Here is a 25790-nt window from a genome sequence, read left to right on the forward strand (position 1 = left end):
GAATCCCTCGGATTTTTTCATGAACGTATAATAAACTGAACTATGCAAGCAATTGATAATTGTTACATAATTTTAATCAACCATAACCAAACTTAATAAATGGTTTTGCTTTTAGTGCTGAATTTAACTGTTAGGATGATTCAAGAATTTTTGTACCGTTTGTACATCTTTATCTCCCCGTCCTGAACAATTTAAAATAATCCGAGGACTGCCTTCTAATTGCGGACAAAGCATTTCTAAATAAGCGATCGCATGGGCCGTTTCTAAAGCAGGAATAATTCCTTCTAAACGAGATAACTGTTGAAACGCATCCAACGCTTGTTGGTCAGTCACACTATAATATTCCGCCCGACCCAAATCTTTTAAATAGCTGTGTTCTGGCCCGACACCGGGATAATCTAACCCAGCACTAATGGAATGGGCTTCCATCACTTGACCATCATCATCTTGTAATAGATAACTCATCGCCCCGTGTAAAACGCCCACTTGACCATGAGTTAAGGTAGCGGCGTGTTTTCCGGTTTCTACCCCTGAACCTGCGGCTTCTACCCCAATTAAACGCACAGAAGATTCATTCACAAACTCATTAAATAGCCCCATGGCGTTTGAACCGCCACCGACGCAAGCTAATAAAATATCCGGTAAACCGCCCCATTTTTCTAAACATTGGTTGCGAGTTTCGATACCAATTACATTATGAAAATCCCGTACAATCATCGGATAGGGATGGGGGCCAGCAACGGAACCGAGAATATAATGGGTCGTTTCCACGTTCGTTACCCAGTCGCGGATGGCTTCAGACGTCGCATCTTTTAACGTTCCAGTTCCCGCTTCCACTGGTCGAACTTCCGCCCCTAACAACCGCATTCTAAACACATTCAGGGCTTGACGTTCCATGTCGTGAATGCCCATATAAATTACACAGTCTAGGCCATAGCGGGCGCAAACCGTCGCCGTCGCCACCCCATGTTGACCCGCCCCGGTTTCTGCAATAATGCGTTGTTTCCCCATTTTTTTCGCTAACAACGCTTGGGCGAGAGCATTATTAATTTTATGAGCCCCCGTATGGTTGAGGTCTTCCCGTTTCAGATAAATTTGCGGGCCTGTACCGTCGGGTTTAGCATAATATTGGGTGAGGCGTTCGGCGAAATACAGAGGGCTAGGCCGTCCCACATAGTCTTTAAGCAGGCTTTGGAGTTCCGTTTGAAATTCAGGATCTTGACGATAATGGTGATAGGCCGTTTCCAGTTCAGCTAAGGCAGGCATTAAGGTTTCAGGAACGTATTTGCCGCCAAATTGTCCGAAGCGTCCCAGGGGGTCAGGGCGTTGTGTTGCGGTGAGTTGGGGGTTGGGAGGTAAGGGAGTGGTAGTCACGGCGCAGGAAAATTATCAATATTGAACAATCTTTTTATTATATAGCGAGTCTCAATCAAAAGGTTAGGAATCTAACCAACTCAGTTGTTGGGAGTTAGGGAACAGAAGCCGCTTTTTGGAAATGAAATGACATTGATGGGGAAAAATGCTATGAATCAAAATTCTAATTCTTCGGTGGTTCCAGACGTAAATTTAAGCCAAAATCAATTGGATTTCCAAGCTCAAGGGTTCAATCAAAGATTAACACAAACATTAACGATTACTAATTCTGTTCCTAAAACACTGTTACAAGGAAAATGGAATATTATTCCCCATCCCAGTGATCCAATTATAGAGGATGGTAAACATCCTTGGATTGAGATTAAACCTCAAAGATTTCAAAAAAATCAAGTGGTTTGTTCTATAACGGTAGAAACAAATTTATTAAAAGCGAATCAAGTCTATGAACGTCAACTGAATTTAAAGACAAATTCTAATCCGCAAAATTATCAAATTCCTTTAACTGTTAAAACGGCGTTGCTTCCTGTTCTTCTTGGCAAAAAATTCTATATCCTGTTAGGGATAACTTTTTTAATCTTGATAGTCGCTTTAACTCCGGCTTATACTTATTTAAGTTTTGCCACAACCTTCTCAACTCCCCAATTTCGACATCATCCGGGTTTTTCTCAAATTTTAGTCGATTTATTTTGGAAAGGATTAAGTTTATTAACGGCGATAATCTGGCTTTATCTAGGAATTAGAATTGGATTATCTCGTCGTGGCGGACTCTGGGTCATTCCTTCAGCGTTCCTCTCTTATTTTCTGTTAATTTTGATGGTACAATTAATTGGGATGTTATCAGCAATAGTCATTCCTAGTGGTTCTGATTCAGCTTTAAATTTCTTGTTTCAAGATGGCGGGAAATGCGGACGAATTTTGAGTCGAATGTTAATTTCTGTTTTGGGTGGGGGAAGTGTTTTAAATATGGGGGTCGTTTGGGGATGGTTAACCCAACGGTATCAAAAAATTGGCTTTGAACCAAAAGAGTCTAATATTTTAGCGTTTCTGATAATTCTATCGAGTTTTAGTTGGGGAGTTGTATTTTTTATAAAATGGCTTTTACCCGTGATGATATTAACGGGAATTTTGAGCTTAGTCGGAATTTTTAAATTAATTCAAACTAGCGTTAAGAAACGCCAAACAGTAATTCAGGCTTATTTTAACTCAGAATCTCAAAGAATTTCTGAATAAGCAATTGAGTATTAAGGTATTATAATTGTACTAATTAAGATTTTTTACGGGGACATAGGTTGAATATAACGTTGATTCGCCCGAACATAACAAGGGTTATTTTCAGGATATCTCCGAACAGGCATCCAAGGTAATTGTTGACTATCTTTGGCATTGATTAAGACTTCATCAGAACCGCCTCGATAGACTTTTGCTTGTAAAATATCTCCTTGTTTAAATTGTTGAATAATGGGAGAATTAATGTTCGGTGTTTGACGACAATTTAATGTTGTTGTAACAACTTTCCATAGGGAACCTGCCATCAAACGGGGAGAAGCTTGACCTTTAACTGGTGCTTCATTAGAGTAATAATTTCCCTGACTATCGGGGATAGGAATAGGCAGTTGACTCAATAAAACCATTGTAAGGTTTAAAGCTGCTAATGGTATTTTCATAAATATCAATAATAGTAAGCTTTTCTAAATGAGGAAATCGGTGTAATTGTGATAATATAGAATTAACTCTTATTCTACCTCAATCACACCAGTCCTGAACCATGAGTCAATGCCTTAACCCAGATTGCCTCCAACCCAACTCTAAAACCACAAATTTTTGTCAAAAGTGTGGCTCAAAATTGCTATTAACAGATCGATATCGAGCTTTAAAAATATTAGGACAAGGAGGATTTGGTCGAACATTTCTAGCGGTTGATGAGCATAAACCGTCTCAACCCTATTGTGTGATTAAACAATTTTTACCCCAAGCTCAAGGTACGAATAATCAACAAAAAGCCGAGGAACTATTTAAACAGGAAGCGATACAATTAGAACAGTTAGGCAAACATCAACAAATTCCTGAATTATTCGCCTATTTTATCCAAGATCACCGTCAATACCTTGTTCAAGAATATATTGTAGGAGAAAACTTAGCTCAAGAATTAGCTCAAAGTGGAGCTTTTTCAGAAACTAAAATTGTTAATTTGTTAGGAGATTTATTACCTGTTTTAGTGTTTATTCACCAAAAGCCATTAATTCACCGAGATATTAAACCAGAAAATATTATTAGAAGAAAGAGCGATAATAAATTTGTTTTAGTGGATTTTGGAGCAGCCAAAGCAGCCACGAGAACGGCGTTAGCAGTTACAGGAACAGTGATTGGTTCTGCTGGATATGTCGCACCAGAACAAGCGTTAGGAAAACCGACTTTTGCCAGTGATTTATATAGTTTAGGGGTGACTTGTATTCATTTATTAACGAATAAGGAACCCTTTGATTTATTTGATGTTAGTGAAGGAGACTGGGTTTGGCGAGATTATTTAACAGTTAAAATTAATAATACTTTGGGTCAAGTCTTAGATAAACTCTTACAACAGGGAACAAAAAAACGTTTTCAAACGGCTCAAGAAGTATTAGAAGCATTACAATTAACGGCAAAACCGATATCACCACCAACACCCCAACCTGATATAGAATTAAAGTCAGCTAAAGGTGTTGATTATCATCAATTAGAACAACTTTTGAAAGATGGAAACTGGAAAGAAGCTAATGAAGAAACGGCAAAAAAAATGTTAGAAGTAGCCGGAAGAACAAAGGAGGGATGGTTAAGGACTGAAGATATTGATAATTTTCCCTGTGAGGATTTACGAACGATTGACGAACTTTGGGTAAAATATAGCAATGGACGCTTCGGCTTTTCGGTACAGAAGCGCATCTATCAAAGTTTGGGAGGAACCCAGAGTTATAATCAGAAAGTCTGGAAAGCGTTTGGTGATCAGGTGGGTTGGCGTGTTGGAGGTAGCTGGTTGGAATACGAAGATCTAAAATTCAATCAGACATCAAAAGAAGGCCACCTCCCTCTAACCGTTGGTCGTCTAAGGTGGCGTTTCCTACGTGGGGGCTTCTTAGGAGGTTGGCGATCTCTTCTCTCGCGTCCAGACTTGTAGACTGTAACAGATAAGGCTCACAGATTTTCGTAAATTTATGACATCAACATTTTCCTCGAAGTCATGAGGGTTGCGGGTTTCCGATAGGGTCAGAAACCGGGTTTCTTAATTGAGCTTTTTGTTAGTAGCAAAAGTTAAGGCAGAAACCCGGTTTCTTGGAGGTGTGGGTGGGGGTCAGAAACCGGGTTTCTTAATTGAGCTTTTTGTTAATAGCAAAGGTTAAGGTAGAAACCCGGTTTCTTGAAGGTGTCGGAGCCATTGAGTGACATCAAAGGTCGTTCCTGTTAACTTAATGATCTGGCCAGAATGATCAAAAACAGGGCCGCCTCGGGCGTTGATGTAGCGAATTTCTCCATCATTAGCGCGAATGATGCGTAAGTTGGCTTCAAACGCCTCCCTTCTGAGTGCCCGATACTGAATGGCTTCCTGATGAAGTTGGCGATCATCAGGGTGAATTAAAGCTAAAATTTCTTCAGCAGAAGGAGCAGGCTGATTCGGGTCAAGACCATGAATGAGAAAAAGCTCCTCCGTCCAATAAATTTCACGAGTTATGACATCGAACTCCCAACACCCGACTTGAGCCACTCGTTGGGCATTTCGCAACATCATTTCTGAGCGTCGTAGTTGGGCTTCAATGTGTTTGCGCTGCTCAATTTCCTCGTGTAGACGGGCATTCGCCGCCATCAATTCTTGCCAGATATTGGCGGTAATTGAATCAACTATCCCTTCTAGGAGATAAGGATCTCGGTTAAGCGACTGATTTTCCTTGTTATAAACCGGATCGAGACAGTACCCCAGACCATAGTGGGTTTGAATAAAATCTTGAAGACCCGCCTGTTCAAGCTTGCGGCGAATACTGCGAATATGGCTCTTGAGGGTGGCATCGCTGGGTAACTCATCGTCCAATGTCCACAGGCGATCGCCTATCTCGCTGCGAGAAAACATTTGTCGGGGATAAGTAAGAAATAGCTTCAGAATTTGGTATTCCTTGCGGTTGACCTTCAAAATTTGACCGTGACAGGTGATTTGCTGGGCGGTAGGATTGAGAGACAATGGCCCCCAGGTGAGCAGAGGGCTGGCCCGACGAAGGCCCCGCCGCGCCAAAGCACGCAGTTGAGCCAGGAGTTCAGGAAACTGAATCGGTTTCACTAAACAGGCATCCGCCCCACTATCTAAGCCATCGACACAAGTGTTGGCATCCGCAGGCTCCAGCATCAGCAAAATCAAGACGGGGTTGCCAACCTCGCGCAAGCGACAACACAAAGTCACTCCATCCATATCAGGCAATACCGCCTCCAGCAAAACCCCATCGTACATGAACGCCTGAAGCAATTCCCAGGCTTCCTCGCCATTGGTTGCAATATCAACAATAAAGCTATGGCGCGATAAAACCTGATGTATGACCCTACACAATGTTGGGTCTGGGGAAACCAGCAGAATTCTCATGGTTTAGCGGTTCAGCTTTCACAAGGGCTATCCCTCCAGAATTACACAAACTTTTCACCTTTTTCTGTCATACTTTCTCCAAGTTTTTTAGTCCAGACCAAATTCTGAAAGGGTTGCTCTATATGGTTCCCGCCTCCCATCACGTCTATGATTTCATTCAAAAGAATGCCTTGATCAGTGGTGTGATCAATGGTGTCATCAACGGTGTGATTGGCTGGTTTATGTTTCGCGCAAAAGAGGCTCTACCCCTTACCGTTGATACCATATCAGCCCATGAAAAAACGGTTTTCTCAACGGGGGTGATGACGGCGTTTATGCTGTCGCTGATCTTGGGGACAATCGCCTTTTTTACCTTCAGCAAAAAAGCCAAAACTTTCCCCGTGCCATTTCCAGAGCTTTTGGATCGGCCTTTTTTCTTTTTTGGGGTGAGAACAATTCTGTTTTATTCTCTGTTTGCCTTTGGTACAGCGGCATTGGTTGCCCTATTTTTGCAAAAGTTTTTAGGAACAATTCTAGTCACGCCTTTGATCGGTGCAATTCTTTTAGGGATAATCGCCGGGATAGCGTCCTGGTTTATTAATGCGGCGGTCATGAAAGCGATGTTGCGACCTGAGTAAGTTTTTGAGTGATGGCGTTTGATTTGGACTTTGTTGAGAACTCCGATAACAAAGGGTTCTAAGTCTTTAACATTATGGAGATTATGTCGATATGACCGTTTTGGACGCATTCAAGCTCGATGGCCAGGTCGCCATTGTGACCGGAGGTGGGGCAGGCATTGGCCGGGGCATTGCTGAATTGTTTGCCCAGGCTGGGGCTGCTGTAGTTGTCAGTGACTTGAAGGAAGACACTGCTGCTGCGGTCGTTAAGGGCATTCAGGAAAAGGGAGGTAAAGCCCTTGCTGTAGCCTGCGATGTCACCAATGACCAGGCTCTTGAAAATCTCGTCAACGCGACCTTGGAGGTCTTTGGCAAAATCACCCTCTTGATCAACAACGCTGGGGGCGGTGGGCCAAAACCCTTTGATATGCCGATGGACACCTTTATTTGGGCCTACAAACTCAATGTATTTTCAGTGTTTCATCTGTGCCAACTGTGTGCTCCCCATATCGAGGCAGCCGGGGGGGGAGCCATTTTGAATATTTCCTCAATGTCGGCAGAGAATAAAAACGTCAAGATGGCGTCTTATAGCTCCTCCAAGGCTGCGGTTAGCCACCTGACTCGGAATATTGCCTTTGATTTGGGGCCAAAGGGCATTCGGGTAAATGCGATCGCTCCGGGTGCAATTAAAACCGATGCCTTAGCGACGGTGCTGACGCCCGAAGTTGAAAAAGTCATGCTTAAGCATACCCCCCTAGCTCGGTTGGGAGAACCCAGTGATATTGCCTATGCTGCCTTATTCCTGTGTTCTCCGGCCGCCAGTTGGGTGAGTGGACAGGTGCTCACCGTCAGTGGGGGCGGTGTGCAGGAATTAGATTAAGTGTCCATAAGTCTTTCACCGTATTCAACCTTAAAGGAAACCACTATGAGCAACTTTGATGCCTTTGCTGACTTTCGGATGGATGGTCATGTGGCCATCGTTACGGGCGGCGCCCAAAATATCGGGGAAGCCATTGCTAAAACCTTTTCGGGCGCAGGAGCCAAGGTAATGATTGCTGACCTCAATGGGGAGAAGGCCCAGGCAACGGCGGCAGCGCTCCAGGCTGAAACGGGTAATGAAGTGTTGGGGATTGGCTGCAACGTCACCATTGAAGAAGATATTCAACAATGTGTCGCCAAAACTGTCGAAGCCTTTGGCGGTATTTCAACTTTAGTTAATAACGTTGGCTGGGGCAAATCCTACGACGACCCCCTGGATGTTCCTTTGGAAGAGATGATCGAGAGTTATAAGCTGAATACCCTATCGGCTATGCGAATGACGGCCGCTTGTCGTCCCTATTTACTCGAAGCTGAAAATGCCACCATTACTAACTCCGGTTCTCTGGTGGGGGTGTTACCTGCTTTTGACTTCATCGCCTACTCGGCCGCCAAGGCAGCCCTTAACCACATGATGCTGGGTCTAGCTCACTATTTTGCCAAGCAAGTTCGCATCAATACCGTGTTGATTGGTACGGTGATTACCGAGGGCTATGCCGCAGCAGGTTTGGATGAAAAAGCCCAGTATGCCTTAGCCCACCCGGACAATTTGACCGGACGTGCTGGAAAACCGCAAGATATTGCTAATGCCTTCCTCTGGCTTGCATCTCCGGCTGGGTCTTGGGTCAGTGGTCAAACCTTGCAAGTCTCTGGTGGGGGCAAGCGTGTGCGCCTCAAACCCGAATAAATCCCGCGCAAGGGAACACCGAACACCGAACAGGGAAGGATCTCTACTGCGTTATCGAGAAAAGTAGAGATTCTTCACGGAGTTTACCCTCGAAGGAAGTGAAAGGTTCAGAATGACGAATGATTTTCAATTATTATTAAAATCCTCAAAATCCTTTTTTGTTATAATAACATTAGACCCCATTAGAGGCTAGAAACTCATGATGGTGCAAACTGCTCCTAAAACCTATAGTTTTGACGATTATCTTAATTATAGAGATGATAGCGATTTTAAATATGAACTGTTTAATGGAAAATTAATTCAGATGCCTCCTGCTAGTGGTTTACACGCTGAGATTTTACGTTTAATTTATGATATTTTAAAAGCCGAAATTCAACGATTACAATTAGATAGGGTTGTACAACCGGGAACAGTTGGAGTGAGAACTGGAATCAGAAAATCCCGAATTCCTGATATTTTAGTTATGACAGAAACTCAGCGTCAACTGTTGAGGACATTACCTTCAGCTATTTTAGAAGAACCACCTGTATTAGTGGTAGAAATTGTTAGTCCGAATAATCCAGAAGATGATTATCGTTATAAACGTTCAGAATATGCTGCATTAGGAATTCCTGAATATTGGATTATTGATACGCAAGAATTGAAAATCTCGATTTTAACGTTAGCTTCTGGATTTTATGATATCGTAGAATATAGAGGAGAAGATATAATTAATTCTGCCAGTTTTCCCGAACTTCAATTGACAGCCGAACAAATTTTAAATGCTTTATAAATTCAAGGTAAAACCTGGAGAAACCGGGTTTCTAATGGGTGTTGAAAAACCCGGTTTTGGGAACGTTGAATCAGTTTGGGGGTAATAACGGCCAAACCTTTAACGTATCATCAAAACTCCCCGTAATTAACGTATGATTTTGAGGGTTAAATACCACATTGACCCAAGCTTGATGTCCTTTAAAGGTTCCGACGAGTCCTCCATTTTCCACATTCCAAAGTTTAACCCCTCCCCCAAAATCACCACTGGCTAAGGTTTGACCATCGGGGCTAAATGCCACCGATTGAACCTTTTCTTGATGACCGAGAAGAATGTGCTCTGGAGTATTATTAAAATATTGAGATTCTAATTGTTGTAAATCCCACAATTTAACGGCATGATCCCAACTTCCCGTTGCTAACCGTTGACCATCGGGACTTATTGCTACTGACCAAATCGCCTCAGTATGAGCTTTAAACGTTCTTAATAATTCTCCGGTATGCCAATTCCAAATATCAACAATTCCGTTATTTCCCCCACTCACTAAGGTTTGATTATCCCCACTAAAAGCGAGAGATTGTACCTCAATTCCATATCCGTTTAACGTCCTTAACGTTCGTCCGGTGTAAATATCCCACAGACGAATGGTTTGGTCACGGCTAACACTCGCTACCGTTTCCCCATCGGGACTAATCGCCACCGCATAAACCCATCCTTGATGACCGTAGAGCATTTTTTTCTGACGACCACTCCACAAATCCCAAACTAAAATGGTTTGGTCACCGCTTCCACTTACTAACGTCCGGCCATCCCGACTCATCGCCAAGGTTCCCACAGGTTGGGAATGTCCTAACAAGGTGTTAATTAATCCTCCGGTATTGGCATCAATGATATTAATTGACCCATCCGTATTGCCATAAACTACAAATTGACCATCGGGACTCACCGCCACCGACCACACTGGGCCCGTATTTTTGGATAAAGTTCGGACTGTCCCAGGGTTTTGAAGAATGGGGGGGGCAAAATTCTCAATTTGGGGTACAGGAATTTGGATATCAGGAACTTGATAAATGGGTTCTGGAGGTTGGGAAGAAATTTGAGGGACAATAGAGGGTAGGCGAGAACTCATGAATAAGGAAAATAACGCTAAAGCTGCACCCCCCCAAGCCGTTAAAATCCATTTACGTTGGACAACTTTTGTTAAGTGAACCGGAATGGGCCCTGATTTTAAATCCTGCATCACCGCCGTCGCTGAGGGATAACGTTTGCTAGGGTTGCGTTCAATTAATTGAGTTAAAATTCGGGTTAAACGCTGACTAATGGGTCTTTTCAAATAATCCCGCCAAACCCAAGTATTCGTTTTAATGTTAAATAAATCAAAGGGAGACATCTGGGTTAACAGATGTAGACAAGTTATCCCTAAACTATAGAGATCGGTTTTAGCATTAATTTCCCCTTGAAGTTGTTCCGGTGCGGCATATTCTGGGGAACCTTGAAGGGTTGTTGGAAAATTTTGTTGCGGATAAATTCCAGCAAAATCAACTAAAATTAACGGTTTTGTAGGAGGAATAAAAGCTGAACGACGGATAATATTTTCAGGTTTAATATCCCCATGTATCATTCCCTTTTCATGAATGAATTGAAGCAAGGGTAGAATTTCACTGAGGATATACCAAATTTGCAATTCCTGAAACACGCCTTCTTGTTTAACTTCTTCAGCTAAATTTCGCCCTGAGATATAGTCTTGTACAATATAACCACAATCTTTTTCTTCGAAGGACGCTAACAAGTCTGGGAGGGCGGGATGTTGGCTGATGGGGTCTAATTTTCGGGTATAAACACGGAACTCGACACGGGCGTCTGGTTGGGATGGCGGATAAAGACACTGCTTAATGACGCATCGAGGTTGAGACGGTTTATCTTCATCAACGGCTAAAAACGTTCGGTTCCATTGACTTTGACCTAAAATTCGGATAGCACGATAGCGGTCTTTGAGGCGCAATTGCGAGCCACAACTCTGACACAAAAGGGCGTGAGTCGGGTTTTGAGGCTTCTGACATTGGGGGTTGATGCAGTAACTCATAACCAGAATTTTTTAGTATATTTTTTCTATGATACGTCTTTCCTAAACTTTAGTCTGATTCAGGGAAGGCGATCACTAATTCTTAAATAAACGCAACATCTTTGAGGGAATTTTCTATCATTGGGGGGATGACGACATCAAATGTTAAACTGTTTAGCATTTAAACGTCACGATAGTTTTGTGACATTCGGTATGGGGAACAGACCTCTGACCTCTTAACCGAGATGGGAGAAAAAGATCACCCAAATCTCAACGCCTGAAATTCAGATTATCCGTTCAAATCCGTGATTTTTTCTGGATTTTTTTTCTAAAATTAACTGAATTAATCCTAACCGATTTTAACCTATGGCTTTCATTCGTATTGTTCCCAGTTGGCAACTCTCTGAACATCAAATTACACCAGAGTCCGTATTTCTCAATCGTCGTCGCTTTATGAAAAGCTTAATTGGGGCGGGATTAACAGCAACTATTTTACCGTTAACCGGATGTCAATCTTCCTCGACGGGTAAAAATCAGGATAATTTTTCAACCCAAGTGATCTCAAATTTTACCCCAAATCCGAATTTTGCTGATGTCAATCGTCCGGTTACGGCTGAAGATTTAGCCACAAAATATAATAACTTTTATGAGTATGGCGGTTCCAAATCGATTTGGCAAGCAGCCCAAGCATTACCGTTAGAAGATTGGAAAATAGAGGTTTCAGGATTAGTCAAAAATCCAACTACATACACTTTAGATGATCTTCAGAAAAAATTCCCCTTGGAAGAACGAATTTATCGCTTTCGCTGTGTAGAAGCTTGGGCGATGGTAGTTCCTTGGTTAGGGTTTCCCATGAACAAATTAATGGCGGCGGTTGAACCCACTTCTGAGGCAAAATTTGTGCGGTTTACGTCTTTTTATGATCCTAAAATTACCACTGGCCCCGGATTTTGGGCAAATGGTTATCCTTGGCCCTATACCGAAGGATTAAGAATTGAAGAAATGGCAAATGAATTAGCGTTTTTTGCCATTGGAATGTATGGAAAAACCCTACCGAAACAAAATGGTGCACCGTTACGGATGGTGACTCCTTGGAAATATGGATTTAAGGGAGCCAAATCGATTGTTAAAATTGAATTTGTCAAGGAAAAACCTGCCACATTTTGGAATACCTTAGTTCCTGATGAATATGGTTTTGAAGCCAATGTGAACCCGACCAAACCCCATCCTCGATGGTCACAAGCTACAGAACGAATTGTAAGTAATAGCCCTAGTTTTTCTTGGGAGAAACAGCCAACTTTACTGTATAATGGGTATGAGGAATATGTTGGTAATCTTTATTCTTAAATTCACGGTTTGAGGGTATCTACAGGATAAACAAGTAGGGTGTTGGGTTTTAAGGTTCTCCATTTTAACTTAATATTGTAGATTGCCCCAAATGTAGCTTTAAAAAGTGAATCTACTATGAATAATATCACGATTCAAAACTTTGACGATGACCTGAAAAATCGCCTGCAAAAGCGAGCCGAATATTATGGACGCTCTCTGGAAGAAGAAGCTAAAGAAATTCTCCGCGCTGTCTTAACAGAAAACACTCTCGAACCCTTAAATCTTGCCTTTGTTATCGAGCGACGTTTTGCCCATTTTGGCGATTTTGAACTTCCGACTATCCCTAGAGAACCTTTACGAGAACCCCCTAATTTTGAAGATTTATAATGATTGTACTTGATACCAACAGTGCTATGCACTATAGGGAGCGAGGACGCTCCCACTATCAGAATGTCACGATTTCCCATTATCTATTGAGATGCGCGGGCAGCTTAGTTTCTCGTTGGCGTTACAGCCCAACAATATCACAAGCTAAAAGTTGAGAAATTCTTAATTTTGTTTTAAATGTCCGCAATATTGTTTTAAACAGCTTTGTAACAATTGAGCATCAAAAATAATCGGTAGAAAGTGAATACTTTTGACTTCTCGAAAATAAAATAAAATCGGTACAGGAGTCCAAAAAATTTCCCAGTTAGTCCAATCTTGATAGGGAAACCGACGGATAAGTTTACCCGAACGATAAACATCTAAATCCGTTGGGGTAAATTGTAGACGAATGAGGGCGGTTTGAATAAAAAGAAATAGGGCAAAAAAAGCAAGTGCTAAACTTCCCCATCTTTGAATTAAAAATAGGGGAAATGCAGTAATCATCAGCACGATGGGAATAATATAATTAGGAGGTAATTCAACAATATTAGAGCTTTGGGTGGTGGGTGTTGTGGTCATGGGGTAAACCTAATTTAGAAAACTTTAAATTAATATTACCAAACTTATACCAGGAAAGAGGGAATTGGGGTTGATACAATCATCCATATTCTTTCCCATTGCCCATTCCGCCCTGATAACTGATAACTGATAACTGATAACTGAATTAACCGATAACGGCACTTCCCATGCCTTGAAACATAATCCAAGACAGGAAAAAATCAAGGATAAATATAGATAATAAAGCCGTAACAACGGCCGTTGTGGTGGATTGACCGACTCCTTTTGCTCCCCCGGTTGTGGTTAATCCCCAACTCGTCCCAATCACAGCAATAGTCGCCCCAAACACTAACCCTTTGACTAACCCACTACAAACATCCCAAACTTGAATAAAATTTCGGACTGAATCTAAAAAAGCCGTTGGAGAAATATTGTACATACTATTAGCAATTAATAACCCTCCTGCTAATCCCGTAATTAAGCAAATAATGGTTAAAATCGGTAACATTGAACAACAAGCAATCACACGGGGAATGACTAAATAATCTACCGGGTCAGTTTTCAACATATAGAGCGCATCAATTTGTTCTGTAACCCGCATCGTGCCAATTTCTGCTGCAAAAGCTGAACAAACCCGTCCCGCAACAATCACGGCCGTTAACACAGGGCTGAGTTCCCGCGCTAAGGACAGAGCTAGAACTCCCCCGACAATATTAACAGCACCTAACGCGACGAATTCTCGCGCAACTTGAATGGTGAACACCATCCCCACAAAACTCGCTGTTAACAGGGCAATCATTAAAGATTCTGGGCCAACAGCGACCATTTGTTCCAAAGTGTTACGACGGTGAATTTTACCCTGAAGTAAATGCACCACCACTTGTCCGGCCAATAACAGGGCGGAAATAAATCGTTGTAGCCAAAGTTCAAAGCTGGAACGAGTGTTAGAATTGCTCAAGGGAATAACAACTGTATAAAGTTCAATCAATAACTAAAAATATACAAATCTTCAACAAGATTTATAAAGCAGAAAGTTTAATTTTTTTGACTTTATATTTAAGATTTCTCACAGATTAGATTAAAACGAGCGATCGCTCCTATCGTAGAAATTAGCAAGTTAGATTGACAGTGATACCCAATCCAACAAAGGTCAATGACACTAGCATCCCAATATAAAGATAGAAAATCCTCCTAAAGATAGATTTATGAGTATTTTGCCTCATTTGATTCGTTCTTTGCTACTGGCGATCACCTTTAGTTTCATTACTCCCTTATTATTGATCGCTATGGGATTAATCACGTTTGCCCTTATGAGTCACCTGCCTTTGATTCAAAGCTCAGGGGAGTTTGGCTGTAACCAAATACTCAAATTTCTTGCCACCTTTGGAAATGGACATCCTTTGCAAGGGTGTTTAGTCATTGCCTTAACCTGTAGTTTGGTCGGCGGGTTATTTGATACTTATGCTTGTTGCCAAAACTTACGGAGCAATTAAATTATAAGCTTATAATCAATCAAGGTCAGCCACTAAAATTAAAATGCTTGAGAAGGGAACATCAGGGATTGATTCTGAATCATTCAATCAATAATTAAGAGATGTAACTTATTTTTACAATTTGCTGTAAAAAGGAGTTTTTTTATGTTAAACGAGCAAGATTTAACCCTGATTTCACCTGGGAAAGCCGAACTGGTTAAAGATATTTTTCCAGACTCACCCGGCTTTTATACTTATCAGTTAATGAATTTTAATATACTCTTTATGATGACCAATTCAAATCCATTAATAACACCCTTTATTTTCCATTAACTGATCCAAATTATGGCACAGAATTATGGATGAGTAATGGTACAGAAACAGGTACAATCATGGTAGCTGATATTAACCCTGGAAAAAGAAGCTCTAATCCTTCCCTTCCGTTTGATGTTAATGGAACCCTTTATTTAGCTGCTAATGATGGCATCCATGGAAAGGAATTATGGAAATTAACCCCTACTGGGAGTAACTCAATTTCACAAGAGGGATTAAGAAATAATGCTAAGGCGTTGGCGATGAGTCATCTGAAGTCAATGTCTGAATTAATCAGCAGTGCTTATCCAGTCACAACTTTTTCTAATGTTTTTGAAACCCCCTCTAACTTAGGGTTGATTTAAACAGACTTGTTCATGGCAATTCGTTCTCATTCTGTTCAAAATTCGTTTACTATTTTGAGAGGAACTTTTGTTTTTAATTTAGGTTAAATTTGTTCAATGGCAGATATTGTTGATATTGCTGTAGGCGCTGGTTCATTTACAACCTTAGTGGCTGCTGTTCAAGCCGCAGGTTTAGTGGAAGCCTTAAAAAGTCCTGGCCCATTTACGGTTTTTGCGCCCAATGATGACGCCTTTGCTAAACTTCCCCCAGGAACGGTACAAACCTTAGTTCAAAATCCCCCCCAGTTAGCCCGAATTTTAAAATTTCACGTCGTTTCGGGTAAACTGGCGAAAGCTGATTTAGAAAAATTGGGTTCTGTAACATCTTTAGAAGGTTCACCCATTCCCATTAACTGTTCCGATGGGTTTGAAGTGAAAAATGCAACGGTTCTCGCCCCCGATATTGAAGCCGATAATGGCATTATTCACGTTATTGATACGGTGATTTTAATGGGTTAATTTTCTGTTCTAATTAGCCAATCAATAACCCGTAAGGGTGGGGTTTTCCCACCCATCCTAGAAGTATCAACTCAATTACCGAGACTATTAATAATAGCTCAAGGAGAACAACATTTGAGTCGGTTTAAAAAACAAACAGCGATTGAATTATTTGCTGGAATTGGTGGTTTTCGTTTAGGGTTAGAAGCCAGTGGAATTCAAACGATTTGGGCGAATGATATCAATGAATTGTGTTGTCAAGTTTATCAAAGCAACTTTGGTCAAAATTCTATTGTATTAGGAGATATCCAAAGTATCAATTTAGCGGATATTCCTGACCATGATTTATTAACCGCAGGATTTCCCTGTCAACCCTTTAGTGCGGCGGGCAAAAAATTAGGAATTCGAGATCAATTTCGCGGAACCCTATTTGAAAAAATTGTAGAAATTATAGATACTAAAAAACCTCACTATTTTTTGTTGGAGAATGTTAAACGTATTTTAACAATGGAACAGGGACACCATTTTAAAGTGATTTTAAATGCTTTAGCGTCTCTCAATTATTTGATTGAATGGCGCATTATTAGCCCTATTAATTTTGGGATTCCTCAAAACCGTGAGCGTATTTTTATTTTTGGATCTCGCTGTAAATCGGATTTTAACCCTATAAATTTAGAAGATCATTTAATTTTTTTAAATCAAAGCGAGACTGAATACTTAAATTTTGATTTCGAGAATTTTGAAAAATATTTATATCCTATTTTAGATTCCCCGATTAAAAATTATCCTTGGGGAATTGCTTATCAAAATAAAATGTATAGTCAATCTCTCCCCTCATTTCCTGATATCTATCCCCCTACGCGATTAAAAAATATTCTTCAATCTGAATCAGAAGTTGAGCCTCAATTTGATTTTACAATAACCGTATTCAAAGCCCACGTCTTTCAAGCGTGGGATGTAGAATACCCGCCTTTAGGCGGAGTGAAGGCTAGTGAGAGTTTTGGTTAGCAATATACTTTTTGATAGTTTCACTAGAAACAGAACCAGCCGTCCCACAATAATAGCTTCGACTCCACAAAGAAGGTAGTTTAAGTAAATGAGGAAATTCTTTTCTTAATATTCTTGATGATGCCCCTTTGATTCTGAACATAATTTGATGTGGAGCAATCAAAGGGTGACAACTAATAAATAAATGCACATGATCAGGCATTATCTCCAGAGCTAGGACATCACATTCTAGCTCTTTTGCTTTTTGGTAGATAATTTCCTCTAATCTTCTGCTCACTCCGTTAACCAACACCCTTTTCCTCCTTTTTGGGCAAAAGACAAAATGATAGTTGATCAGACTAACTGATGTGTTTTTTCTTCTATATTGATTTTCTGTCATTGTCGATACACACGATTCATCAACCTTATGTTATCATGGATGACATGACAAAAATAACTCGGACGATTAAATTGAAATTCGTGGATCTCAACCGTTGTAAAGCTCAGGTGTTTGAGCAAATGACGGCAGAAAACACACGGGTTGCCAACAAGCTGTTGTCATTGCCGATTAAAGAACGGCGTAAAATGACAACAGCTAAAATTATGTCCGAGTTAAAATCTGCCCTTGTTAACCAAGTAATCCGACATACCACATCACCCACAGGTCGTAAAACCAAACAATATAAAGTTCTTCCTGTGGAAGTTAACAACCAAAACTGGAAGTTAACCCTAAAAGGGAATACTTATTCAATTAGTTTTCCAACCCTTAAAGGTGAAAAAAGAATTCCCATTGAAGTTGCATCTCCCCATTGGCAACCTGTTTTAGACGGATTGTTAGAGGGAACAATTCAAGGGGGTTCTTTTAAATTAATTAAACATCGAAATAAGTGGTATGCCTATCTGTCAATTACTGAGGATGTTCCAGAAGTTAAGACGGAGAAAAGATTAGGATGTGACCGAGGACAGAATAATTTAGCGGTAGTTGCACCTAAACAGGGTTTTGGTAAGTTCTTTAATGGTCAAAGCGTTAAGCATCGGAGACGTTATTTTCAACAACGAAGAAAACAACTTCAAGAAGCTAAAAAGTTTCGAGCATTAAAGAAATGGGACAAAAAAGAACGACGATGGATGGATGCAATCAATCATACAATCAGCCGTCGAATTGTTCGTTTTGCCGAATACCATAATGCTGATGTTGTTATTGAGGATTTAGAAGGATGTCGAAGCACAATGAAACAGAGCCAAAAATCTCGTTCTGATTCCGGTGAATCTCGACATAATTGGTCTTATTATTCTTTGGAACAGAAACTTAATTATAAGTTGGCTCTTAAAGGATTGAAATTAATTAAAAGACCTGCGCCATACACTTCCAAATCCTGTTCAACCTGTGGTTTTATTGGTAAAAGAAATCGACATGATTTCAATTGCCCTAATGGTCACTACCATAACTCTGATTTGAATGCTGCGAAAAACCTAGCTCAATGGGACGGTTTTTCTTGTCAGTTAGACCTACAGAGAGATGCTTCTGTAATGGATTCATCCGGTTTAACTGATGGGGTGCTTGGCACACCCCTGAACTCGGTGAATACAGTCAAACAAGAGTATATTCAACTGTCTCTGCTTGACTGGACTAGATACGAGAATCCCACCCCTTTAGCGTAGCGCAGGGGTGGGAGTGTCAACACAGATACTTTAGAACGGATTAAAAACAGTAAAGCAGTTAATCGCTATTGTAATGGTGTGGAAATTTTATATAACCAAGATGGGGGTGCAAGGTTAGGGTATACTATTTTTGGTGTTAATGGAGTTGCTTCTACTTTGACCGCATCCACTTCCAGACATTATGAACGATATCAAATTGGGAATAAATTTAGACGATTAACGCCGATAGAATATGCACGTTTAATGGGTTTTCCTGACAATTGGTGTCGAGTTGCTAAAATTTACGATCAATATGCTTTATTTGGTAATGCTGTTGTTACCATTTGTATTGAATGGATTTGTCAAAGAATTGGGCAAAAAAATATAATAATCACACCTAAAAAATATCAACAACTCAGTTTATTTACTAGCTAAACCCTGAACTGGGTTATTTAACCATTTCTAATGCGTTGCAATGGCGGTTACAATACAGAAGAATTATCGAACAAGCAACGTTGGGAACTGAGGGTGTAGAAAATTTAATGGGATAACCATTAAGTGACTCATTCTACACCCTACATCCTAATTTAACGATAATCAGAACGTTGAATATCTCTTAATCGTGCTTCAGGACGTTTAAATCGATCTAATTGCGCTTCAAAAAATTGACGATTTGCTATCAAATGTTTGGGATTTTGATCGTCTAATGGGTACAGTAAAGCCGTGCGTAACGCTTGAATGACCGCAGAAGTTACACAATACATTGACCGTTGAAAACTATTCGCCAACTGAATCAACATATCATCTTCACCTCGACAATATTTTTGGTAATATTCCACTAAATAAGGAGGCAAGAAATGTAACATATCTTGCATTAATAATGTTGGGGGAATTCCCGCCGTCCCAACGGGGAAAATATCAGCATACAAAATACCATAATGGAAGTCATTCTGATCCTCTGGAACTTGTTTTGCTTGCGCGTTATAAGATTTAGTTCCTCGGAAGGGAGCAGTCCGATAAAACACTGCTTCAACATAGGGTAATGCCGCTTCATAAAGCCACATAAATCCTTTAGATTTGGGGATAATTTCATAACATTCCCCATCAATATAAACATGATGATAAATCGGACGACCGGCGATCGCAAAAATCCCATTAACCAGAAAATTCATCGCTTCAGGAACACTGGTAATTTTGCCTTCATCATAAAGATCACTCATTTCAAAAAACACAGGCGCCATCACTTCCCAAAACAGTCCTAAATTGCTATAATAGGACATCATTCTCACCTGTTCGATGAATAAATCTGGGAAAAGTTTATACAATCCCATCATCATCGGATTTTTCTTAAAATAAGCTTTAATGGCTCGATCTGCATTAGCTTTATATTCATCGGTATCTAAATAAGGATCAAATAATCCCCCCATATCTCGATGCCAAAGCATCGCCTGCATACAAGCTTCAGCAAACTCCATATTCACCCGATCATGCCATAAATGATGCAGTAATTTCGGCATTTTTCGGGTTTCCCCTTTTTCAATAAAGGCTAATAATTCCGGGTGTGCTGTTGCTTCTCCTCGCCAAATTCTTAAGTCAGCATCATCTCCCGCATAATGATTATGGAGATCTAAATATTCTTGAGGAATGAAGTATTTTAAAAAGGGTAAGGGATTTAAAAACACCTGTTCGGCAATGTACAGTAAATCCCGCCAATAGAAATCCATTGGGACTGCATAAGCTTTATAAATCCCGATAATTTGCATTAAATTTTCGGGGGTATCGGGTAACATTGCACCCCCTGCTTCTAAACGGTGAATAATCTCGGAAAATTCATGGGTTGAGGGGGGTAATTTGGTTTGAGGTAAGGTTGCTGTTGTCATAATTTTTTCCTCGTTTTAATTGTTGTTAAGGGAGGATGCAGAAACCGGGTTTTTAAAGTCTAACTTAGGAACCCGGTTTATAGGGGGTTATTGTTTAATTGCAACTTGGGTGGGAACAGCGTTATTTAAAGCAATTACCATCGATTGTGCCGTGGGTTCCATCCATCGGAATAACCAAGTTGGCTGGATACCGAGAACAAAAATTAAAGCAGCTAAAATTAAGGCTGGAGCTTGTTCAGATAAACTAACTTTCGGATAATAAGCTAAGTTATTATCGAGTTTTCCAAAACAGGTACGGTTGAGGAGAATGACAAAATAAACAGCCGTTAAACCGGAGGCAATAATACACAATAAACTGTGAATGGGGAAGACGGCAAAAGTTCCTTGGAAGACGGGAAACTCAGCAACAAATCCGACTAAACCGGGGATACCAGCGCTCGCCATTCCTGCCATAATTAACAAGGAACTGGTGAGGGGTAAACCTCGAATCGGGTTCATTAAACCATTGAGAATATTTAAGTCCCGGGTTCCCACTTTTTCTTCCACAACCCCAACTAATTGGAATAGAATTGCCAGGATTAAACCGTGAGCAATCATTTGAGCAATTGCTCCAATTAAACTCAATTCATTAGCAGCAGCAGCGGCAACTAAAATATAACCCATGTGACCAATTGAACTATAAGCCACCATGCGTTTAATATCCTGTTGAGCAATAGCCGTTAACGCTCCATATAAGACACTAATTACTCCAATGGTTGCCAGTCCAGGACTCACAATATGCCAAGCTTCAGGAAACAGTTGTAAGCCAAACCGAATTAAACCATAGGTTCCTAATTTCGCCAGAATTCCGCCTAATAAAATTGTGACGGGAGGAGAAGATTCAACATAGGCATCGGGCAACCAAGTATGCAGGGGAACTAAAGGAATTTTGATCCCAAAACCTAAGAGTAAAACCGTGATTAAAATTAATTGAGTGTTTAATGCAAAGTCCTGGGTTTTAATTGCAGCATAATCAAAACTTCCGGCATTACTGAGCCACGCCATTCCTAAAAATCCTGCTAGAATCAGAATCCCTGAAAGGGCAGTATAAATCAGAAATTTCATCCCCGCATAGGCGCGTTTTTCGCTGCCCCAAATGCTAATTAACAGGTAAACGGGAATCAGTTCAAGTTCATAAAATAGAACAAACAGCAGTAAATTCTCAGATAAAAAGGCTCCGGCTATGCCTGCATTGACTAAGAGAATCATGGAATAATAAAGGCGCGGACGGTCAATTTCTCCGTGACTGCTGGAAATCGCAATTAAAGTTAATAAACCACTTAACCCAATTAAGGGAAAGGATAAACCATCGATACCTAAACTATAAGATAATCCTAATTGTGGAATCCAATCCAGATATTCTTGGAGTTGAAAATTAGGATTAGTTAAATCAAAATCAAAGGTGAGTTTTGCTGTCCACGCTAAAATGATAGTGGTAATCACTAAGGCAATGGAACGAACTTGCTGGGCTGAAAATTGTTTAGGCAATAGTCCTATTAACAGGACTCCCAAAACTGGAATAATAATTAAAGCACTCAACATAAGCTTAGGGTATGAGGATGAGGGGTAATCTCAGCAATATTCAAGTTAACCCAAAAGTAGGTTTTAAAGTCTGTTTTCAAACTTTATTCATCATAACTTACCCAGTTTAAAAAGAGTAAAATTATGAATTTTAAAGTTTTAATCAAGGGGATAAAAATGATTTATCAAAATCTAATTACTTACATTTTGATGTCGCATTTCTATTTTAACAACGGTTTTAGGTAATCAGTTTAACTTTTCCAGTTTCTAATTCATAAAATCCCCCAACAACTTTTAATTCATCATTGGCAATTAATTGAGCAATAACCGGAGAAGAGTTTAATTTTTTGATTTGTAGTTTAACATTGGCAGTGACCGCTTCTTCCCAAGTTGGTTTGCCTTTAATGGAAGGTTTAATGGCATCAATAATACTGCCAATTTTACCCGGAACGGAATTTCCGTCCAGAGTAGCTTTAACGGCTCCACATTTTTGATGACCTAAAATCATAATTGTTTTAATTCCTAATTCTAAAACCCCAAATTCCAAACTACCCATTTCTTCAGAAGTGACAACATTTCCCGCATTACGAACCACAAAAATATCGCCTAAACCTTGATCAAAAATAATCTCGGCTGATACTCTGGAGTCAGCACACCCTAAAATAGCGGCAAAGGGTTTTTGACCTGCGGCAACTTCCTTAATTCGTTCCCGATTTTGGTTAGGATGTTTTTGTTTATTTTCCATAAACCGTTCATTTCCTAACATTAAGGTTTCTAATGCTATTTCAGGGGTGATTTCTGGGGTTTCACAACTCGAAGTTTCAGCGACAATTTTCTTTTTTTCTCGGTCTAAAACTTTTGTTGTAATTCCAGCCGTTAATAAGGCTGTTCCCACAATGCAAACTCCATATTGTAATAAATCACGGCGGGTATAATTGGGTGTATTGTAATCTGGGGTCATGTTGTCCTCCCGGGTTTATGGCATTGAAACTGTTCAAAAAGCAAGTTTATCTTTGATGCAATGGAATTAATTATAAACTTGCTTGAGACAGCTTTATGCAACCACTTTTACCATTCCCGTATCCAGGTCATAGTAACCTCCGACTATTTTTAATTTACCCTCTTTGATTAATTGGGAAATTACCGGAGAAGCTTTTAAACGACCCATTCCTGATTTGACATTAGAAATGATGTTTTCTTCTAAGGTTTGATTCATCTTAATGGCAGGTTTAATCACGTCTATAATACTGCCAATTTGACCGGGAACTGCTTTTCCATCAATGGTTGCTTTCACCGCCCCACAATTTTTATGTCCAATCACCATCAGAACTTTTGCTCCTAACACTAATGTTCCAAATTCTAAGCTGCCAATTTCTTCAGGTGTAGCAATATTTCCCGCATTTCTAACCACGAATAAATCTCCAAACCCTTGATCAAAAATAATCTCTGAAGGAACTCGTGAATCTGCACAACTGAGAATGGCGGCAAAGGGGGTTTGTCCTTGGGCAACTTCTTGAATTCTTGCCATACTTTGATTCGGATTTTTGCGTTTGTTTTCAACAAACCGCTTGTTTCCGTCTAACAGTTGGTTTAAGGCTTCATCAGGGGTAATATTATTCCCAGCAATCGCAGGTTTCTGTTTTAACCAATTAGCTTTTGTGCCTAACCCGACGGTTAAAGCAGCAGTTCCCGCAGCCGCAGCCCCAAATTTTAATAAATTCCGACGAGAGACGTTGAGATTGTTTTGAATTCCGCTCATAATTTCCTCACACTTAATTCAAGGTTTAAACATCTAGCAAAAGAATGCTATTTTTAAAACATATTTAGGGAAAAGAACCCTAATAATAAAGTGACTCCGACAATAATCGTCAGGGCATAAAATTGGGTTTGGCCAGAAACGTTATATTTCAAACTTTGCCCGCTAAAAACTGTTGCAAGTCCCACCAAATTTACAAAGCCATCCACGATATAGCGGTCAATCCAATACATGATATTGGAGATGAGTCCCACGATAAAAATAATCGTGACTCGATATAGTTTTGCCGTGTAAAAATCGTAAGCAAAAAAGTCTTGTAACGTTTGGGAGGGAAGCTTAACAGGCTTTGGCCAATTACTATTCAGATAAATTAACCCACTAAACCCACATCCGACCAAGGTTGAAGCAGTTAATAATCCAGCAACGGTGAGATTAATGTCTTCTCCTAGGGGTAACAAATTCCACTGTTTTAATAATAAGGGAATATGCAAACAAAATCCCGCTAAAATTGTCATGGGTAATACCATCGCCCATAACACTTCCGGGGAACGGGTGGTCATTTGTTTCGGTTTTCCAGCAAACAGTAACCCAAATTCACGGGTTAAACTAAAAGCTGTTAAACCATTCACTAAAAACAAGCAAAATGCAATCGCAGGTTCATTTTCCCAAAGGGTTTCTGCTAACTCTAATATTGTCCAAAAGCCACCAAAGGGAGGAACGGCAATTAACGCCGCCATTCCCGCTAAAAAACACAATCCTGAAATCGGACGTCGTGACCACAATCCCCCATATTGAGTTAAATCTTGAGTGATATTATTGCTAATAATTCCCCCCGTGGTCATGACTAATAAAGCCATTGGAAAAGCATAAGTTAATAACAGAGAAAGAGCCGTTTGAGTTTGTCCTGTTCCCACTGCAATAAAGGTGATGCCCATATAGGTACTCACGGAATAGGAAAGGGAGCGTTTAATATCAATTTGAGCAATGGCAATACAACTGGCTCCCACAGCCGTTGCCAACCCAATAAACACCGCCGTTGACATTACAAAAGGAGACAAAGCAATAACAGGTTGCATTTTGACTAAGACCCAAGCCCCAACTGCAACGACAACGGAATTGCGTAAAATCGTACTGGGAAGGGGGCCTTCCATCGCTTCATCTAACCATAAATGCAGGGGAAATTGAGCGCATTTTCCCAATGGCCCTGCTAATAATGCTAACCCTAATAAGGTGGCAACGTTCGGGTCAATTTGAGCCGTTTGTGACCATTGAGCTAATTCTGTAAAATCCCAAGTTCCAGCGAGGGGAAATAGGGCGACCACTCCCATTAATAGGAATAAATCTCCGACCCGTTTGGTTAAAAAGGCGTCTCTAGCCCCTGTTACTACTAAGGGTTGGTTAAACCATAACCCGACTAATAAATAGGTTCCCAGGGTGAGAATTTCCAAAATAATGTAACTGTAGAATAGGGAGTTACACAGCACTAATCCACATAACCCCGCTTCAAATAAAGCTAAAAGCGAATAAAACCTCGCCCACCCCCAGTCCATTTCCATGTAACCGATGGCGTAAATTTGGGCCAATAAATTTAACCCAGTAATCACTAAGGTGGCGCCAATGGTGACAACGGAGACTTCTAAGGGAATTGATAAATTGAGGTCAACGATGCTAAACCAAGGAATAATCAACCGTTGGGGGGGATGACCCCAAATTTCCGTGAGGGCGACTAACCCATGCACAAAGGCGAATAAGGAGGTGATGATATTGACATATCCAGCCGGACGGGGGCCAGTGCGTCGAATAATAGAGGGAAACCAGAGGGTAGATAATAATGCTCCGATTAATGGGTAGCACGGTATCCACCAAATGGTCTTTAGAAAAAAATCAGCCATTGGTGTGACCTATTGATCAGTTTGCAAAAAGATTAAAAATGGAGTAAACCCTTACTCCTGGGGCTTTGTAGCTTTTTGGAGTTTCATCGACC

General features: G+C 40.5%; 27 protein-coding genes and 1 pseudogene. 16 read left to right on the forward strand and 12 right to left on the reverse strand.

The window, feature by feature from the left end; all coding sequences use genetic code 11:
• Positions 1–123 precede the first annotated feature (123 nt).
• The gene (gene trpB, locus PL9214_RS01950) at positions 124–1374 is read right to left on the reverse strand and encodes a tryptophan synthase subunit beta (protein WP_072717161.1); all 1251 of its coding nucleotides are present in this window, start codon (positions 1372–1374) and stop codon (positions 124–126) included.
• Between the two features lie 150 nt (positions 1375–1524).
• On the opposite strand from trpB, the gene PL9214_RS01955 reads away from it, so the two are divergent.
• A complete protein-coding gene (locus tag PL9214_RS01955; RefSeq protein WP_139294932.1) occupies positions 1525–2604 on the forward strand; it encodes a hypothetical protein in 1080 nt (359 codons plus the stop codon).
• A 44-nt stretch (positions 2605–2648) separates the two neighbouring features.
• Here PL9214_RS01955 and PL9214_RS01960 read toward each other — a convergent pair whose 3' ends face one another.
• Positions 2649–3038 (reverse strand): hypothetical protein, encoded by a 390-nt coding sequence (locus PL9214_RS01960; protein WP_072717163.1) that lies wholly within the window; start codon positions 3036–3038, stop codon positions 2649–2651.
• Between the two features lie 101 nt (positions 3039–3139).
• Here PL9214_RS01960 and PL9214_RS01965 point away from each other — a divergent pair, with 101 nt between their 5' ends.
• Positions 3140–4525: a serine/threonine-protein kinase gene (locus PL9214_RS01965; protein ID WP_139294933.1), complete on the forward strand. Its 1386-nt coding sequence runs from the start codon at positions 3140–3142 to the stop codon at positions 4523–4525.
• A 219-nt stretch (positions 4526–4744) separates the two neighbouring features.
• Here the strand turns inward: PL9214_RS01965 and PL9214_RS01970 are convergent, their stop codons facing one another.
• Positions 4745–5971, reverse strand: a complete 1227-nt coding sequence (locus PL9214_RS01970) for a response regulator transcription factor (RefSeq protein ID WP_072717164.1) — start codon at positions 5969–5971, stop codon at positions 4745–4747.
• A gap of 122 nt (positions 5972–6093) precedes the next feature.
• Between PL9214_RS01970 and PL9214_RS01975 the strand changes: the two genes are divergently transcribed.
• The 4 genes from PL9214_RS01975 to PL9214_RS01990 all read left to right on the forward strand — a co-directional run bounded on the left by PL9214_RS01975 (position 6094) and on the right by PL9214_RS01990 (position 9062).
• Entirely contained in the window at positions 6094–6588 is a 495-nt protein-coding gene (locus PL9214_RS01975; RefSeq protein WP_072717165.1) for a permease, read from the forward strand.
• A gap of 91 nt (positions 6589–6679) precedes the next feature.
• Positions 6680–7447: a 7-alpha-hydroxysteroid dehydrogenase gene (hdhA, locus tag PL9214_RS01980; protein WP_072717166.1), complete on the forward strand. Its 768-nt coding sequence runs from the start codon at positions 6680–6682 to the stop codon at positions 7445–7447.
• A gap of 45 nt (positions 7448–7492) precedes the next feature.
• A complete protein-coding gene (locus PL9214_RS01985; RefSeq protein ID WP_072717167.1) occupies positions 7493–8290 on the forward strand; it encodes an SDR family oxidoreductase in 798 nt (265 codons plus the stop codon).
• A 199-nt stretch (positions 8291–8489) separates the two neighbouring features.
• Positions 8490–9062 (forward strand): Uma2 family endonuclease, encoded by a 573-nt coding sequence (locus PL9214_RS01990; RefSeq protein ID WP_245824147.1) that lies wholly within the window; start codon positions 8490–8492, stop codon positions 9060–9062.
• Positions 9063–9132: 70 nt separating this feature from the next.
• On the opposite strand, the gene PL9214_RS01995 is transcribed toward PL9214_RS01990, so the two are convergent.
• Complete coding sequence (locus PL9214_RS01995) at positions 9133–11124, reverse strand: serine/threonine-protein kinase (RefSeq protein ID WP_072717168.1); 1992 nt, start codon at positions 11122–11124, stop codon at positions 9133–9135.
• Positions 11125–11469: 345 nt separating this feature from the next.
• Here PL9214_RS01995 and msrP point away from each other — a divergent pair, with 345 nt between their 5' ends.
• Together msrP and PL9214_RS02005 are read left to right on the forward strand one after the other, a co-directional pair.
• Complete coding sequence (gene msrP, locus PL9214_RS02000) at positions 11470–12450, forward strand: protein-methionine-sulfoxide reductase catalytic subunit MsrP (RefSeq protein WP_072717169.1); 981 nt, start codon at positions 11470–11472, stop codon at positions 12448–12450.
• A gap of 117 nt (positions 12451–12567) precedes the next feature.
• On the forward strand, positions 12568–12819 hold the full coding sequence (locus PL9214_RS02005; RefSeq protein WP_072717170.1) for a FitA-like ribbon-helix-helix domain-containing protein: 252 nt from the start codon (positions 12568–12570) through the stop codon (positions 12817–12819).
• A gap of 162 nt (positions 12820–12981) precedes the next feature.
• On the opposite strand, the gene PL9214_RS02010 is transcribed toward PL9214_RS02005, so the two are convergent.
• The gene (locus PL9214_RS02010; protein ID WP_072717171.1) at positions 12982–13377 is read right to left on the reverse strand and encodes a DUF3119 family protein; all 396 of its coding nucleotides are present in this window, start codon (positions 13375–13377) and stop codon (positions 12982–12984) included.
• A gap of 145 nt (positions 13378–13522) precedes the next feature.
• A complete protein-coding gene (locus tag PL9214_RS02015) occupies positions 13523–14314 on the reverse strand; it encodes an MlaE family lipid ABC transporter permease subunit (protein ID WP_072717302.1) in 792 nt (263 codons plus the stop codon).
• Between the two features lie 247 nt (positions 14315–14561).
• On the opposite strand from PL9214_RS02015, the gene PL9214_RS02020 reads away from it, so the two are divergent.
• The 5 genes from PL9214_RS02020 (at position 14562) to PL9214_RS02035 (ending at position 16990) form a co-directional block, all read left to right on the forward strand.
• Entirely contained in the window at positions 14562–14849 is a 288-nt protein-coding gene (locus tag PL9214_RS02020) for a hypothetical protein (RefSeq protein WP_072717172.1), read from the forward strand.
• Between the two features lie 144 nt (positions 14850–14993).
• Positions 14994–15161, forward strand: a complete 168-nt coding sequence (locus tag PL9214_RS31940) for a hypothetical protein (protein ID WP_222425191.1) — start codon at positions 14994–14996, stop codon at positions 15159–15161.
• A 29-nt stretch (positions 15162–15190) separates the two neighbouring features.
• Positions 15191–15505 (forward strand): hypothetical protein, encoded by a 315-nt coding sequence (locus PL9214_RS02025; protein WP_072717173.1) that lies wholly within the window; start codon positions 15191–15193, stop codon positions 15503–15505.
• 96 nt (positions 15506–15601) lie between these two features.
• A complete protein-coding gene (locus PL9214_RS02030; RefSeq protein WP_072717174.1) occupies positions 15602–16003 on the forward strand; it encodes a fasciclin domain-containing protein in 402 nt (133 codons plus the stop codon).
• Positions 16004–16117: 114 nt separating this feature from the next.
• Complete coding sequence (locus PL9214_RS02035) at positions 16118–16990, forward strand: DNA cytosine methyltransferase (RefSeq protein WP_072717175.1); 873 nt, start codon at positions 16118–16120, stop codon at positions 16988–16990.
• Here the strand turns inward: PL9214_RS02035 and tnpA are convergent.
• On the reverse strand, positions 16971–17369 hold the full coding sequence (gene tnpA / locus PL9214_RS02040) for an IS200/IS605 family transposase (protein ID WP_072717176.1): 399 nt from the start codon (positions 17367–17369) through the stop codon (positions 16971–16973). The two genes, PL9214_RS02035 and tnpA, sit on opposite strands and share 20 nt — an antisense overlap.
• 35 nt (positions 17370–17404) lie before the next feature.
• Between tnpA and PL9214_RS02045 the strand changes: the two genes are divergently transcribed.
• The 3 genes and pseudogenes from PL9214_RS02045 to PL9214_RS33370 all read left to right on the forward strand — a co-directional run.
• Entirely contained in the window at positions 17405–18631 is a 1227-nt protein-coding gene (locus PL9214_RS02045; RefSeq protein ID WP_222425192.1) for an RNA-guided endonuclease InsQ/TnpB family protein, read from the forward strand.
• A gap of 78 nt (positions 18632–18709) precedes the next feature.
• Complete coding sequence (locus tag PL9214_RS02050) at positions 18710–19045, forward strand: DNA cytosine methyltransferase (protein ID WP_072717178.1); 336 nt, start codon at positions 18710–18712, stop codon at positions 19043–19045.
• 2 nt (positions 19046–19047) lie between these two features.
• Positions 19048–19161, forward strand: a pseudogene (locus tag PL9214_RS33370) (restriction endonuclease); the annotation flags it as partial.
• A gap of 36 nt (positions 19162–19197) precedes the next feature.
• Here the strand turns inward: PL9214_RS33370 and PL9214_RS02055 are convergent.
• The 5 genes from PL9214_RS02055 to PL9214_RS02075 all read right to left on the reverse strand — a co-directional run bounded on the left by PL9214_RS02055 (position 19198) and on the right by PL9214_RS02075 (position 25698).
• Positions 19198–20490, reverse strand: a complete 1293-nt coding sequence (locus tag PL9214_RS02055) for a CO2 hydration protein (RefSeq protein WP_072717179.1) — start codon at positions 20488–20490, stop codon at positions 19198–19200.
• Positions 20491–20577: 87 nt separating this feature from the next.
• Positions 20578–22071: an NADH-quinone oxidoreductase subunit M gene (locus PL9214_RS02060; protein WP_072717180.1), complete on the reverse strand. Its 1494-nt coding sequence runs from the start codon at positions 22069–22071 to the stop codon at positions 20578–20580.
• Between the two features lie 217 nt (positions 22072–22288).
• Positions 22289–23011 (reverse strand): carbonic anhydrase, encoded by a 723-nt coding sequence (locus PL9214_RS02065; RefSeq protein WP_072717181.1) that lies wholly within the window; start codon positions 23009–23011, stop codon positions 22289–22291.
• A 93-nt stretch (positions 23012–23104) separates the two neighbouring features.
• Positions 23105–23809 (reverse strand): carbonic anhydrase, encoded by a 705-nt coding sequence (locus PL9214_RS02070; RefSeq protein ID WP_072717182.1) that lies wholly within the window; start codon positions 23807–23809, stop codon positions 23105–23107.
• Between the two features lie 53 nt (positions 23810–23862).
• The gene (locus tag PL9214_RS02075; protein WP_072717183.1) at positions 23863–25698 is read right to left on the reverse strand and encodes an NAD(P)H-quinone oxidoreductase subunit F; all 1836 of its coding nucleotides are present in this window, start codon (positions 25696–25698) and stop codon (positions 23863–23865) included.
• Positions 25699–25790: the final 92 nt, after the last annotated feature.

The organism is Planktothrix tepida PCC 9214, assembly GCF_900009145.1.
GTDB lineage: Bacteria > Cyanobacteriota > Cyanobacteriia > Cyanobacteriales > Microcoleaceae > Planktothrix > Planktothrix tepida.